The sequence below is a fragment of the Chelativorans petroleitrophicus genome (assembly GCF_025398195.1).
GTDB classification, from domain to species: Bacteria; Pseudomonadota; Alphaproteobacteria; order Rhizobiales; family Rhizobiaceae; genus Chelativorans; species Chelativorans petroleitrophicus.
Genome location: NZ_JAODNV010000015.1, coordinates 88,351 through 102,947 on the forward strand (window position 1 = coordinate 88,351; position 14,597 = coordinate 102,947).

Annotated in this window: 11 protein-coding genes; 2 read left to right on the forward strand and 9 right to left on the reverse strand. The window is 61.9% G+C overall.

Features of this window, described 5'->3' with window-relative positions:
• Positions 1-49: 49 nt before the first annotated feature.
• Genes NYR54_RS14275 through thrC form a run of 4 tightly spaced genes read right to left on the reverse strand, consistent with a single transcriptional unit; the run spans position 50 to position 6,256 of the window.
• A complete protein-coding gene (locus NYR54_RS14275; RefSeq protein ID WP_423738620.1) occupies positions 50-3,007 on the reverse strand; it encodes an EAL domain-containing protein in 2,958 nt (985 codons plus the stop codon).
• Positions 2,941-3,537, reverse strand: coding sequence for a GNAT family N-acetyltransferase (locus tag NYR54_RS14280; RefSeq protein WP_261516366.1), 597 nt, complete (start codon positions 3,535-3,537; stop codon positions 2,941-2,943). The genes NYR54_RS14275 and NYR54_RS14280 overlap by 67 nt, the downstream gene beginning before the upstream one ends.
• A 12-nt stretch (positions 3,538-3,549) precedes the next feature.
• Positions 3,550-4,845, reverse strand: a complete 1,296-nt coding sequence (locus NYR54_RS14285) for a M16 family metallopeptidase (RefSeq protein ID WP_261516367.1) — start codon at positions 4,843-4,845, stop codon at positions 3,550-3,552.
• Between the two features lie 7 nt (positions 4,846-4,852).
• Entirely contained in the window at positions 4,853-6,256 is a 1,404-nt protein-coding gene (thrC, locus tag NYR54_RS14290) for a threonine synthase (protein ID WP_261516396.1), read from the reverse strand.
• Positions 6,257-6,511: 255 nt separating this feature from the next.
• Between thrC and NYR54_RS14295 the strand changes: the two genes are divergently transcribed.
• Positions 6,512-6,916: a hypothetical protein gene (locus tag NYR54_RS14295; protein WP_261516368.1), complete on the forward strand. Its 405-nt coding sequence runs from the start codon at positions 6,512-6,514 to the stop codon at positions 6,914-6,916.
• Positions 6,917-6,940: 24 nt separating this feature from the next.
• On the opposite strand, the gene NYR54_RS14300 is transcribed toward NYR54_RS14295, so the two are convergent.
• Positions 6,941-7,630, reverse strand: a complete 690-nt coding sequence (locus tag NYR54_RS14300) for an HAD family hydrolase (protein ID WP_261516369.1) — start codon at positions 7,628-7,630, stop codon at positions 6,941-6,943.
• 140 nt (positions 7,631-7,770) lie between these two features.
• Positions 7,771-9,459, reverse strand: a complete 1,689-nt coding sequence (locus NYR54_RS14305; RefSeq protein ID WP_261516370.1) for a vWA domain-containing protein — start codon at positions 9,457-9,459, stop codon at positions 7,771-7,773.
• 173 nt (positions 9,460-9,632) lie between these two features.
• Here NYR54_RS14305 and NYR54_RS14310 point away from each other — a divergent pair, with 173 nt between their 5' ends.
• Entirely contained in the window at positions 9,633-10,766 is a 1,134-nt protein-coding gene (locus tag NYR54_RS14310; RefSeq protein ID WP_279327542.1) for a site-specific DNA-methyltransferase, read from the forward strand.
• Positions 10,767-10,839: 73 nt separating this feature from the next.
• Here NYR54_RS14310 and NYR54_RS14315 read toward each other — a convergent pair whose 3' ends face one another.
• From NYR54_RS14315 to mutY, 3 genes are all read right to left on the reverse strand, one after another.
• A complete protein-coding gene (locus tag NYR54_RS14315) occupies positions 10,840-12,474 on the reverse strand; it encodes a hypothetical protein (protein WP_261516371.1) in 1,635 nt (544 codons plus the stop codon).
• Positions 12,475-12,823: 349 nt separating this feature from the next.
• Positions 12,824-13,441 (reverse strand): HAD family hydrolase, encoded by a 618-nt coding sequence (locus tag NYR54_RS14320; protein WP_261516372.1) that lies wholly within the window; start codon positions 13,439-13,441, stop codon positions 12,824-12,826.
• A complete protein-coding gene (gene mutY, locus NYR54_RS14325; RefSeq protein WP_261516373.1) occupies positions 13,438-14,562 on the reverse strand; it encodes an A/G-specific adenine glycosylase in 1,125 nt (374 codons plus the stop codon). The genes NYR54_RS14320 and mutY overlap by 4 nt, the downstream gene beginning before the upstream one ends.
• Between the last annotated feature and the right edge of the window lie 35 nt (positions 14,563-14,597).

Here is a 14,597-nt window from a genome sequence, read left to right on the forward strand (position 1 = left end):
GGAAACAATTGTGCTCCGCATGCGCGTCGCCGGCTTTTTAAGCGTCCTCTCAAGTCGCGGCGACCGGGTTCTGCTCCATGAGCAGCTTCAGGCACGAGTCCGCATCGGCTGGCATGCCGAAATGGAAGCTTTGCACATATTCGCAGCCGATCTGGCGCAACTGCTCGGCGTCCTCTGCGTCGACCACGCCCTCGGCAACGACTGACAGGCCAAGGTCATGCGCCATCGTCACCATGGACCTGAGCAGGACGGCACCCTTGGGGCTCTGATCCTCAACGAAGCTCTTGTCTATCTTTATCGTGTCGAAGGGGAAGCGGCTGAGATACGCGAGCGATGAGTAGCCGGTTCCGAAATCGTCGAGCGAGAGGCCTATGCCAAGCTGTTTCAGCTTGTTCAGCACATGCGCCGACTGCTCCGGATTGTCCATGACGATCGACTCGGTGAGCTCAAGGCGGAAGCAGCGGGGCTTGATGTTCGCCCGGGTGATGGTCGAGCGGACGTCGCCTACAAGGTCTCGGCGGATGAGCTGACGGCTGGACAGGTTGACCGACATGAAAAGCGGCAGGTCGCCGAGCTGCTTTTGCCAGTGATGAAGGTCGTCGGCCGCGCGGCTCATGGCGAACAGGCCGAGCTGGACGATGAGGCCCGAGCTTTCGGCCACGGGGATGAAGTCGGAGGGCGGGATGGTGCCGCGGCGCGGATGTTCCCACCTGAGGAGCGCTTCGAAACCGGCGACGCTTCCATCCTCCAGCCGCACGATCGGCTGATAGACCACGCGCAGTTCTCCGCGCTCCACGGCCCTGCGCAGGTCGGATTCCATCTGCAGGCGGTCGGCGCCGGCAGAGCGGAAGGAGGGCCGGTAAGGCTCTATGCGGTCGCCGCCCATGCGCTTGGCCTGATACATGGCCAGCTCCGCGTCCTTCAGCATCTCCTCGGCCGAGGTCTGCGCCTGCGTCCAGGAGACGAGACCCACGGACGGCGTAAGCACGATTTCCCGCTTTGCGAAGGTGATCGGCGCCCGTATCGCCTGATGGACAGCGTCGGCGACGGCGGCGATCTGGGCTGGCTCCCGTTCGGACAGGAGCATCATGGCGAACTGGTCGCCAGCCACCCGCGACAGCGCGTCTCCCGGCTGCAGGAGCCGGTGCAGGCGCCGCGCAATGGTCAGGAGGATCGTGTCGCCCGCGGAAATGCCAAGCTCGTCATTGACCTGCTTGAAGCGGTCGATGTCGATGACAAGGACCGTCGGGCGGATTTTCCGCTCGCTGCCGGCGAGAGCGATGGTGGCGTCGAGCCGGTTGATGAAAAGCTCCCGGTTGGGCAGGCCGGTCAGATTGTCGTGTACGGCATCGTGCAGAAGGCGCTCCTCGGCCTTTTTCTGTTCCGTCACGTCAACCATCGTGCCGACGCAGCGGATCACCTCGCCGTCCGAGCCGACCACAGGCCGCGCGCGCAGCGAGAACCAGTGATAGTGCCCGTCTGCGCCGCGCAGGCGGAAGCTCTGCGAAATCCGTCCGCGGCGCTGCTCCAGCACCATGTCCAGCGTGGTGCGGAATGTGTCGCGGTCGTCAGCGTGCATGAGGGGAAGCCAGCTTCGCGCTGGTCCCTGCAGCGTGCCTGCGGGAAGTCCGAGCTGCCGGCTTGCATCAGGCTTCGTCACCACACGGTCGCGCAGCACGTCCCAGTCCCAGACCGTGTCGCCGGACCCGGTGATGGCGAGCGCTTGGCGCTCCATGTCCGAGAACAGGCCCTGAAATGGCGCGCTGCCGGAAAGGGCATGCTGCATGACCGTAAAGCCGATGAGGAGCACGATGAGAATGAGGCCGCCACCCATGGCGGGCTGGACGATGTCATTTGCCAGCGTGCCCGTCACCGCCATGAAGGCGCCGACCAGCCACACCAGAACCATGAGCCAGGCCGGCACCAGCATGATTGCGCGGTCGTAGCCCTGGCTGCCGAGATAGATGATGAGACCGAGCCCGATCACCGCCGTGGCGGCGAAGGAAAGCCGGGCAATGCCGGCGGCAATGGCGGGATCGATGAAGGCCAGCCCGGCGATGGCCGCCAGTCCCAGCACCCAGCCGAGCATGCCGTAGCTGAAATGCGTATGCCACCGGCCGAGATTGAGATAGGCGAACAGGAAGATGACGAGCGTGGCCGAAAGCGCGACTTCTGTGCCCGCGCGCCAGAGCTGCTCGCTACCGGGCGAGATGTCGACCAGGCGCGACAGGAAGCCGAAATCGATGGAGATATAGGCGAGGGTGGCCCAGGCGAGGGCGGCCGTCGCCGGAAAGACCGATGTGCCGCGAACCACGAACAGAACGGTGAGGAAGAGGGCCAGAAGCCCGGCAATGCCGATCACTATGCCGCGAAAGAGCGTGTAGGAGTTCACCGTGTCCTTGTAGGCATCCGGGTCCCACAGATACACCTGCGGCAGATTGGGAGAGGCCAACTCGGCCACGAAGGTGATCACCGTGCCGGGGTTGAGGGTCACCAGAAATTCGTCCGCATCGCCGCTCTGCTGCCGGTCGAGCGCGAAGCCTTCGCTGGGCGTGATGGCGGTGATGCGGGGGGAGCCGAGATCGGGCCAGATCAGGCCGGAGCCCACGAGCCGGAAATGCGGCGCCACGATGAGGCGGTCGAGCTGCTCGTCCGTGGTGTTGGCAAGCGCGAAGACGGCCCAATCGCCCGCGGCGTTTTCGCCCTGTGCTTCCACTTCGATGCGCCGGACGATGCCGTCAGCGCCGGGCGCGGTGGAAATCTGGAAATTGGCACCCTGATCCCGGTAAATCTCGACGGCCCTGGAGAGGTCGAGCGCAACGTTGTCGCGCGAGATCTTGATAGGCTCGATGGCCCAGGCAGGGGCAATGCCCGTTGCCGTGAACAGCCATGCAAAGACGGCCAGCAGCACCGCCGGTTTCGATCGCAACAACAAGAGCCTCAGCCTCGCCTTGCTCGCGCGCGATGCTGCCCGGCAATCAGCGCGTAGAGAAAATGATCTTGCCATACGCCGTTGATGCGCAAATAAGATTTCAGCAGTCCTTCCCGCTGGAAGCCGGCCTTTTCGAGCAGGCGCACCGAACGCGTGTTTTCGGGAATACAGGCCGCTTCGAGGCGGTGCAACCTCAACCGGTCGAATGCAAACGGGATAACCAGTTCGAGAGCATCGAGCATCAAGCCTCGCCCGGCAAAACGTTCGCCCATCCAGTAGCCGATATGGGCCGACTGGGCGACGCCTAGGCGTATGTTGCCGAGCGATATGCCGCCGGCCAAATGGCCTCCTTCCTTCAGTATGACAAAGAACGACACGCCCGTGCCCTGGTCGAACTCATAGCGGTAGCGCTTGAGCCGCTGGCGAAACGCATGCTTCGACAATTCTTCGGGCGCCCATTGAGGTTCCCATGGCTCAAGAAAGGCTCGGCTTTCGCCGCGCAAAGTGGCCCACTCGGCATAGTCCGACAATTGCGGCATGCGCAGGCGCACCCTTGCTCCTTCGAGCGCCGGAAAATCACGGCGGAAGAAGGGCGCCTGGAACATCTGGCAACCGGCTCAGCCAGCCAGCCTGCGCGGCGGCGTCCGGCGCGGCGCAGCAAGCATGTCACGGATGCTTTCGAAGGGGGCGAGGGAGCCGACCGGCCCGAGCGCCGTGACCGTCGGCTTGGACGTGAAGAGGCGAGCCGACAGGTCGGTCAGGCGTTCGACGGTGAGGGCGCCCAGGCGGTCCATCAGCTCCTCCATTTCGATCGGGCGGCCGTAGAGCAGGAGCTGGCGGGCGATCTGCGAAGCCCTGCTTGCAGGGCTCTCGCGCGACATCATCAGCCCGGCGCGGTACTGCGCCCGCGCGCGGTCCAGTTCGGCCTGCTCGATCCGCTCTCCCGCCTTCTGCAGCTCGCCGAGGATGACGGGTACCAGTTCATCGACATCAGCCTCCCCCGTTGCAGCGTGAATGCCGAAGATGCCGGTGTCCGAGAAGCCCCAGTGGAAGGCGTAGACCGAATAGCACAGGCCACGCTTTTCCCTCACCTCCTGGAACAGGCGGGAGGACATGCCGCCGCCGAGGATCATCGAAAGAACCTGCGAGGCGTAAAAGTCGCGGACGTGATAGGCGCGTCCCTCAAAGCCGAGGATGATCTGCGCATCCATTAGGTCGCGGTTCTCGCGGTAATCGCCCCCCACATAGTGGGAATATTGAGGCAGCGCGGTATCTGCCTTATCGCGGAAGCTGCCGAGCCGGGCTTCCACCTCGCGCACGAATTCGTCGTGCCGGAGCCCGCCTGCGGCCACGACCACCATGCGATCGGCGCCGTACTGCCGCTCCATGAAGCGGTGCAACTGTTCCGACGTGAAGGACTTCACCGTTTCCGGCGTGCCGAGGATGGAGCGCCCAATCGCCTGATGGCGGAAGGCCGTCTCGGTGAAGCGGTCGAAAACGGCGTCGTCGGGGGTGTCGTGGGCGGCGCCGATTTCCTGGAGGATGACGTGCTGCTCGCGCTCCAGCTCTACCGGGTCGAAGCGCGAGTCCATCAGGATGTCGGCCAGGATGTCGATGGCGAGCGGCAGGTCGTCCCGCAGCACTCTTGCATAGAAAGCGGTGGTCTCGACGCTCGTTGTCGCGTTGATTTCGCCGCCCACGTCCTCAATGTCGGTGGCAATCTGCAGTGCGGTGCGTTTGCCAGTGCCTTTGAAGGCCATGTGTTCGAGCAGATGGGCGATGCCGTGTTCGTCGTCCCGCTCGTTGCGCGATCCCGACTTCACCCACACACCCAGAGCAACCGATTCCAGATGCGGAAGGGTTTCCGTCGCGACCGTCAAGCCGTTCGATAGACGGCTTACCTCAACGCTCATATAGAATTCACTCCCTGAGGGCCGCCCTGCCGTGGCGGCTGATATGATCTTCCACCATTTTCAGGTCCGATGAAAGGACCGCGAATTCCTCGTCTTCCTCCATGAGCCCTTCGAGCCATGGCGGCAGGGAGGGCCGCACCCCTGATGCCTCCTCCACGGCCTCCGGAAACTTGGCCGGATGCGCGGTGGCCAGCACGACCATCACTTCGCCCGGACGGGCTTCCGCACGCGCCGCCTTGAGAGCCGTAGCCGTATGCGGATCGGCAAGATAGCCGCTCGCGGCCAAAGTGTCGCGAATGGTTTCAGCCGTTTCCGCCACGCTCGCACGCTCGGCACCGAACACGGACCGGATCTCTGAAAGCGTGTCCGCGCTCAATGTAAAGCGGCCCGACTGACGGAGGCTTTCCATCGAGGCGCGAACCTCGTCCGCATTCCGGCCGGAGGCTTCGAAGAGGAGCCGTTCGAAATTGGAGGAAACTTGAATGTCCATCGATGGCGAAGTTGTGGCGACGACGGGACGCATCGCATATTCGCCGGTGGCAAGCGTGCGCGCCAGAATGTCGTTCTCGTTGGTCGCTATGATGAGCCGTTCGACCGGAAGGCCCATGCGCCGGGCCGCATAGCCAGCGAATATATCGCCAAAATTGCCGGTGGGAACGGTGAAGGAGACCGGCCGGTCCGGCGCGCCAAGGGAGACAGCGGCAGTGAAGTAATAGACGATCTGCGCCAGAATCCGCGCCCAGTTGATGGAGTTGACTCCGGCAAGGCCAACGCGGTCGCGGAAGGCGTGGTCGTTGAACATGGCTTTGACCAGCGCCTGGCAGTCGTCGAAATTGCCTTCGATCGCAATGGCGTGCACGTTAGGGGCCCGGCATGTGGTCATCTGCCGCTGCTGAACCGGCGAAACACGGCCATGCGGAAAGAGGATGAAGACGTCGGCCCGCTCCATGCCGGCGAAGGCATGGATGGCGGCACCGCCCGTGTCGCCGGAGGTGGCCCCGGCAATGGTGACGCGCTGGTCGCGCTCGGTGAGCACGTGATCCATCAGGCGCGTGAGGAGCTGCATCGCCACGTCCTTGAAGGCCAGCGTCGGTCCGTGGAAAAGCTCCAGCACGAATTCGGACGGTCCCGTCTGCACGAGCGGGCAAACCGCCGGATGACGGAAGGTGGCGTAGGCCTCCTCCACGATACGCTTCAGCGCCGCTTCGGGAATCTCGCCGCCGATGAACGGCGTCAGCAGGCGGAGGGCCGCTTCCGGGTAGGCAAGGCCCCGCATGGCCCGGATGTCGGCCGCCGACAATTGCGGCCATTCGCGGGGAACGTAGAGCCCGCCGTCGCGGGCAAGCCCCGTGAGCAGTGCGTCGGAAAAGCCGAGTTCCGGTGCTTCGCCGCGCGTGCTCACATACTTCATAGCCATTCATTCGCTCCGTTTGGGCTTGCCGGTGGGGAGAAACAGGCTGCTGCCGGTCGAAATTTCCCCGCGCGATTGATATAGAAGGCGAAATTATCTTAGGAAAGTATGGGGTGAGATTTGTCGAACAGGAATTATGGCGCGGCGTTCAGCCTGGCGGGATTGGTTCTTTTGGCAGCATGCCAGACTGGTAACACACCTTCAAGCACAAGCCAGGCTGAAAGCGTTCCCGAGGGTGCGGTTCGGGAAAGCGAATTGAGGGCATACTGCCCGCCGGTAAGCCTGCAGCAGGAAACGGCTGTTTTCACCACCTATGAGCGCGGCGGGGAAGGCGACCCGGACCGGATCGTCTACCGCACCGCGATCAGCGATGGGAGCCGCGCTTGCAGCTATGGCGACGGCGCGGGAACGATCACGGCCGCGATCGCGGGCCGCGTAATTCCCGGCCCGCGCGGCCGCACGGGTACCGTAACCCTGCCCATCCGAGTCGAGGCCACGCGGGGGGACGACGTGCTGTATTCGAAAACGTTCCAGCATCCCGTTACCATCAGCGACACGGCGGGGGCGACGCAGTTTCTCTTCACCGATCCGGGCATCGTCATCCCGGGCGGCATCGACCGCAGCGTGAGGCTTACGATCGGGTTCGCACGCAGTCGGTGATGCGCGGATGCTGCCCCATGCCGGTCAGCCTTCCTCGGACCATTCCGAAAGCGCAAGGATCGTGGGCTTGAGATCGGCCATGCGGTGGATCGTCGTTTCCGCGCCCGCCTCCATCAGCATGTTCGCATGGCCCGGGCTCGTGTGCGAGGCGCCGGTGAATCCGATCACGCGCATGCCGGCAGCACGGGCGCCGGTGATCCCGTGCACCGAATCTTCGATGACGATGCAGCGGGCGGGCTCCGCCCCCATCTTCTCCGCGGCGTAAAGGAACACGTCCGGTGCGGGCTTAGGCCGTTTGCTCGGCGTCGCCAGTGACGAAAAGATCACGCCTTCGAAGAAGCGGCCAAGCCCGGTGCGCTCGAGCATGGCGGCGATGCGGTGTTCGCTCGAATTCGAGCAGACGCATTTTTTCAGCGAAAGTGATGCAAGGACCTCGGCAACGCCGCTGATGGGCTTGACCTCCTTGCGCAACCGTTCGTCCACCCGCGCCTCCGCATGATCGATGAGGGACGCCTTGAAAAGCATCTGCGCTTCCTCCTCAATGCGAATGAGGATGTCGCGGAAGGTGAGGCCGGCGTAGCGCTCGGCCAGCTCCTCTGCCGTGATGTCATGGCCCGCCTCGCGCAGCATTTCAGCCTCCACGCGCGCGGCAACGATCTCCGAATCGACGAGCACGCCGTCGCAATCGAAAATGACGAGATCAGGAGCTGGCATGGGAGAACCTGTGCGCTGGGGTTGGATGAGACCGAGCCAATAACCCCGGAACGGCCTCCGGCGCAACTTGGTTGCAGACGAACATGTGGCCCTTCCCGCCGGGCAGGTGCGAGGCGGGAAGGGCCGGCTTGGAGCCGCGGCTATTCCGACAGCACCTCGTATTCGATCTTCACCTCGGTGCGCTCGCCGGCCTGGACGGTCGCTACGAAATATCTCTCGTAAGCGCCTTCGTCATAGGTGACCCGCACCTTATAGGCGCCCGCATTGAAAACCTCCTCGGCTTCCTCGCCCAAAGTGCTGCCATAGGTTTTCGTGCCGAATGCGTCGAGGAATTCGATGCGATAGGCGCTAGGAGCATTCACGTAGAGCGTGCCGGCATTGAGGTTAACCGTAGGCTGAATGATCTGGCCTGGCTGCACAACGATGGGCGTAGTTGCCTCAGCCTGGCCGCGCCGCGCACGCAGGAGATAACGGCCAGCCGGAACCTCCTTGGCTTCCGCGCCCGAGCCCAGGTAGAAGACCGCGCGCTCGCCTTCTGCATTCGGCTCGGCTGCGATCAGCTCGTAGGTGACACTGTTGCTGTCCTCTACCGGCCTGCCTTCGGCGTAGGCGGCGGAGGGGAGAATGGTGCCGGAGCCGAGGATCAGATCGATTTCGATTTCCTCACCGGCAGAAATCATGCGCTCCTCAACGACCGTGGCATTCTCGGTGCGCCCTATCGCCGTGACAGGACCAGCGCTGACGAAGGCGGACAGTATGCCGCGACCTTGAATCATGCCGTCGCGGGAGGCGACGGTCAGGCGGGCATCCTCCATGGGCAGGGCGTCGTTCGCCGCGTTCTTCGCGGTAACGGTGACTTTTCCTGCATTGAAGATTGCCTCGACTTGCGTGACACTATCGTCCGTCACCAAGATCGGCTGCTCTACGACGATGTTGCCCAGGCGCGCTTTTGCGAGATACCGGCCCGGCGCGAGATGGGTGTTGCAGATGCTATCATTGATCCGGGCTTCAGCCTCTTCGGCTGGATCACCATCCTCTCCAAGGGGCAAGAATTCCCATTTTACGGCTTGATTGCTCGCCATCGGCGTGCCGTCTTCGGCAAGCCGCGCGACGCAGACGAGGTTCCGTTCCACTTTGGCCGGCTGGGGCACTGCGGCGCGCTCCTCCTCGTTTGAGGGCTCGCCGGCATCTTCCGGGACGGTTTCAGGCTCCTCCGGGGCGACCGCTATGGCCAGAGCCTCGGACAGTTCCGAAGCATTGGCCGCGCTGAGGTAGCGGCCGCCCGTGCGCTCGGCCAGGCAGGCCACCTGCTTGCCTTCTTCATCGGAAATGCCGAAACCCACGACGTGGACGGTAAGATCGATACCCCGCTCCTCCAACTGCTCCGCAACGGCGCAGGGATCCGCGTGGCATGTTTCAATACCGTCCGTGACAAGAATAATATTGGTAGGATCGGCCTCGTATTTCAGCTCCTCCGCAGCCACGCGCACGGCGTCCGTGAGGGGCGTCATGCCTTTCGGATTGACGCTTTCGGCAAATTGCACAATCCGTTCCGCTGTCCCGACGCCCGCCGGTACGGCCACTTCGATGTCCGTGCAGGTCTTTTCCCGGCGATGACCGTATACAATCAGGCCGAGTTCCCGGTCGCCCGGGATCGCGCTGAGAACATCGCGCAGAACGTCACGCGCGATCTCGATTTTCGGTACACCGCCGATCTGCCCCCACATCGAGCCCGAACCGTCTAGCACGAGCATCGTCTTGCTTTGTGCAAGGGCTGGCGCCGCGCCGAAGAGCGCGAACATAAATGCAAGAAAGTATGAAAGACGCATGCGATATCTCCATCATGATATCGTTTTGGTGATACAATCAAAAATAGCATGATGTCCGATATTGCTGCAACTAAAGATAGAATAATCGGGATCTGAGGGATTCTCCTTACGGAAAATTTACCCTCGTCGGTAACCATAACGCTCAGTTAACGCCGTTGCGTCGAGGTCTGCGTATGTCCGCTGTGCGTCCTCTCAAGGAGGCTACCCATCCTTCCGCCGAGCCCGAATGGCTGGATTCGATCCTGAAGGGCGATTGCATTCCGGTGATGGAGGCTCTGCCGGAGAAGTCCGTCGACCTGATTTTCGCCGACCCGCCTTACAACCTACAGCTTGCAGGCGCGCTTCATCGGCCGGACCAGTCGCTGGTCGACGCGGTGGATGACGAGTGGGATCAGTTCGAAAGTTTTGCCGCCTATGACGCCTTCACCCGCGCGTGGCTGCTTGCGGCGCGGCGGCTCTTGAAGCCCACCGGCACGATCTGGGTGATCGGCTCTTACCACAATATCTTTCGCGTCGGCACGATCATGCAGGATCTGGGCTTCTGGATCCTGAACGACATTGTCTGGCGCAAGACGAACCCGATGCCGAATTTCCGCGGGCGGCGATTCCAGAACGCGCACGAAACCCTGATCTGGGCATCCCGCCACCGGGAAGCGAAGGGCTACACCTTCAACTACGAGGCCATGAAGGCGGCGAACGACGACCTACAGATGCGCTCGGACTGGCTGTTTCCCATCTGCACAGGAAAGGAGCGCCTCAGAAACGCGGATGGAAGCAAGGTGCACCCGACGCAGAAGCCTGAGGCGCTTCTTGCGCGAGTGCTTCTTTCCTCCTCGAAGCCGGGGGATGTGGTGCTCGACCCGTTTTTTGGCTCGGGCACAACTGGCGCCGTGGCCAAACGCCTCGGGCGTCATTTCGTCGGTATCGAGCGGGATGCGAGCTACGTTGCCGCCGCCGAGGCGCGGATCGCCGCGGTGGAACCTCTGGACGAGGCAAGTCTTGCCCCCCTGATGGCCAAGCGCAGCGAGCCGCGCGTGGCCTTTGTCAGCCTTGTCGATTCAGGGCTTGTGAAGCCTGGCACGAGGCTTTTCGACAAGGCGAGGCGTTGGGCCGCGGACGTGCGGGCCGACGGCACGATCGCCATCGGCCAGGAGTCGGGATCAATCCACCGTCTCGGCGCGCGCGTTCAGGGGCTGGACGCCTGCAATGGCTGGACCTTCTGGCATTTCGAGGAAGACGGCGCCCTGAAGCCGATCGACGAGCTGCGCCGTATCGCCCGGCAAAACCTGGAGAGCGTGGGCGCCTGATACTTGCAGCCCGCGCTCTTTGAGGGAGGTCAGGCAGGCCGTTCTGACGGGCGCGTTCGAACGCCAGAGACCGCTAATATTGAATGTTATGCGCGGCCATGGCCGATGACTGCGCCAGCGTTGCGTACTGGTCTATGGTTGCGTCCCGTACGCGAGAAAGCTCGTCGGAAGATATGGCTTCCGGACCGGGGTTCCAGTTATCCACACACTCCTTTATTCTCTTGCACTCTTCGAGAAGTTGCAGCGCCTGGGTGAATGCCTCATGCTGCTCTGGCGTGAGTTCATTTTGGGAAAGCTTTTGCTGCAACGCCTCAATCAGACTATCGACCGCCTCGGCGGTTTCGACAACCTGCGATGAAAAGCGGTAGTCTGCAGAATTTTTCTTGCTGTAATCGTACCAGCGGTTGAGCCCCATTTGTAAACCAAAATTGGCAAACGGTGCTGCTATTGTCACCGCGGCATTCCGAACGTGCGCCTGCATTCCTCCCAGCGAATTGATGTTCTTGCCATTTAGTGCAAGTGCGAATGCCATCTTAAATTCTTTAAGAATGAATTTTGTAACTGCTAGAGCAAGTATCTTGCAATATTTTGATGTATTTCCAGATTTTGCATGTTGTTCAATACCTGCAGAAATTTCAGGCTCGACGAACGCAGACACGAGGGTGAAGAGAGTGTTCGCCAAAGCTTCTGGGAAGAATGCATCCCATATTTTACCCTGGATCAGCCGGGTTGCAAAATGGACCAGGGAGCCTGCCAACAATCCCGACAACGCCGTTTTCAGGGATTTGGAAAACGGCGGGTCGTTTCTGAAGTAAGTTGCCGCCGTTTGGCCGGCCGCCGCCGCGGGGGCCTGTACAGCATACGACTCCCAAGGCTCGGCGTTTACTTCATTGAGAAAGGTGCTCGGCGGATGAGAGAACTTGTCCATCGCATCGACCACTCTTTCAAGACATTCGCGTCCCTGTTCGGTCAGATCATGAGACGCCAGCAACTCCTCTGCGAGCTGCCGGCTGATCAGGCCTTCGACCTGGTCAAACACATATTCCGGCGCCTTGGAGATTGCTTTGGACAGCGCATCCGGATCGTTCACCGCCTCTTCGCCAAGTACTTCCCGTACGATGGCGTCCTGCACACTTTGGGGCAATGTATTCATGAATTGGCTCAAGACCGCCGACGTCAAGAACTGGACTCCGTTCATCGCCAGTATCTGAGCCACGGCCGGAAGCAGATACTCTCTATAGAGATGGGATTGGAGTGTGTCGCGGCTAGGCGAAATGAGCAGTTTGGCTAATGCTTTGAAGGGTTCATCCTTCTCCATTTTCCGCAACTGGATGAATTCGTCAAACGCGCTTTTGAGGTTGGCCAAGCTGCCATTCACACGCTCAAGTTCAGCGAGCGGGAGGTTGGACTGATCGCCGCTGTCAAGCAAAAGCTGATTGAGTTCGCCCAGTCCGGCGAAGGCCCCATTGTAGAGAAACCGCCGTTCATCTGCTATCGGGTATTGACGCTTCTGAGAGTCGATCCATCTGGGCAGGGTTTTTTTGAGCCTGGGCAAGGTTTGGAGCGTCCGCTCGTAGTAATTATGGGCCTTTTGCCCGACCCATCGGGCGCCCTCAATCACCACATCGCCCCATGACGGCGCGAGACCATCCTCTGGCGATATTACGGTGTTCTGGTAGACGGAGCCAAAATCTAGGGCTCCGATCATGGGCGGCCGACGTTCCGCCGCGGATGACGGGCCGCGGCGGCGAAGGTCTGGCTGACAAGAAGCCTGCTCATGAAAGCTTGCGGATGCCGTAGGGGCTTGCGAAGGGAGCGATAAAGATGATGGCATCGCCTTTTCCTTAACATTGTAAATATCTACATGGGGGAGTGTATCCGCCTAAACCGAATTTAGGTAATACGAATGATGTATATTTCTATTTGTATTGAGAATGATGAGGGTTCATAAATTAATGCCTGAGTCCGGGCGCGTGAACTCGGATATGAAGGCCTTTTGAAGTTTGATAAGCTTTGCCGATGCCGGCATTATAATGTCTGATATTGCCGCGGCGCGTTTATCGCCGCGGCATCAACCCGAACCGCGCCAGATCCGCCCGTAGCGTGTCCGCGCCCACGAACTGAACGGCCTGCCATCCGGCCTCTTTGGCGCCTGCCACATTCGCCGGGCTGTCGTCGATGAAGAGTGTGGCTGAAGGTTCAAGGCTGAAGGCTGCGGCATGGTGCTCGAAGATCGCCCGGTCGGGTTTGATCAGGCCGATCTCGCCGGAAACGGTGACACCCCGGGGCTTTTCGAGGAACGGAAAACGCTTGCGCGCCTCGGCAAAGGTATCGGCGGCGAAGTTGGTGAGCATCGTCACGTCATGGCCGGCATCAAGCAGGCCCTCCAGGATCTCCACCGAATCCTCATAGGCATGGGACACCATCTCGTGCCAATAGCGGCGGAAGGCGCGGATATTCGTCTCCTCATCGGGATGAACGGCAAGGAGTTCCGCCTCGGCCTCCTCCCATGTGCGGCCCCGGTCCTGCTCCAGGTTCCATTCATGGGTGCAGACATTTTCGAGAAACCAGCGGCGCCGCTCGGCATCGGGGATGAGGCGCCGGAAGGGAATTTCCGGGTCGTAATGGATGAGGACCTTGCCGATGTCGAAAACGATGTGGCGAATTTCGCTCATTTTTTGGAAGTTCTCCTTGCTTTCGTCGCACCGGGGATGGCGGCTTCAATCACCTTTCTCATAACGGTGGGCAGCGCTTCACCGTCAAGGTCGGCCGGCTTCGACCACCAGTGGCCGGCCGGCGCCGGCCGGTGTTCGACATCGGCGCGGTAGACGGAAAGCGTGAGCGCAAAGTGGGTGAAGACGTGGGTGATCGTCCCGCGGCTCTTCCATTCGGCGGGAAATGGGGCGGCATCCGTACCGCTGGCCCCGTCGCGGCGTGCGGTCCAGCTGCTCGTGGGCACCTCGCTCATGCCGCCCAAGAGGCCCTTTTCGGGCCGGCGGCGCAGCATCACGGCGCCATCGGGCCGCACGGCGACGAAGGCCGCACCCTGCCGCGAGGGCTTTTCCGCCTTCGGCGCTTTCACCGGAAAACGCTCGGGCGCCGAGAGCGCACGGGCCGCGCAGCTGTCGCGGACCGGGCACAGGATGCAGGACGGGCTGCGAGGGGTGCAGATCGTGGCTCCGAGGTCCATCATCGCCTGGGCGAAGTCGCCGGGCCGGTCCTCCGGAACCAAGCGCTGGACGATGTGTCTGATCTCGGCCTTTGCGGCGGGCAGGGGCGTTTCGATGGCATGCAGGCGGGCGATCACCCGCTCCACATTGCCGTCAACGACGGCCGCAGGCCGCCCGAAGGAAATGGCAGCGATCGCGGCCGCGGTATAGTCGCCGATGCCGGGAAGCCGCTTCAGCTCCTCCTCCGTGTCGGGAAAGGCGCCGCCGTGGCGGTCCATCACGGTTTCGGCGCATTTCTTCAGGTTGCGCGCCCGCGAATAGTAGCCGAGCCCTGCCCAGGCCTTCATCACGTCGTCCGCATCGGCATTGGCCAAGGCCTCGACCGTGGGCCAGCGCGCCATGATACGCTCGAAATAGGGCTTTACGGCGCTAACCGTGGTCTGCTGCAGCATGATTTCGGACAGCCACACCCGGTAAGGGTCGGGAGAGGCGCCGTTCCGCACTTCACGGGGCGGAAGCCGCCAGGGCAGCCGGCGATGATGCCGATCGTACCAGGAAAGGAGCGCGGCGGCGGTTGCGCCGCGGTCCTCTTCATGTGTTTTCCTGGCCGTTATTGTCGGTGTCATTGGCGCCAGTTTGCGATAGGCTGAAGGTTCAAACG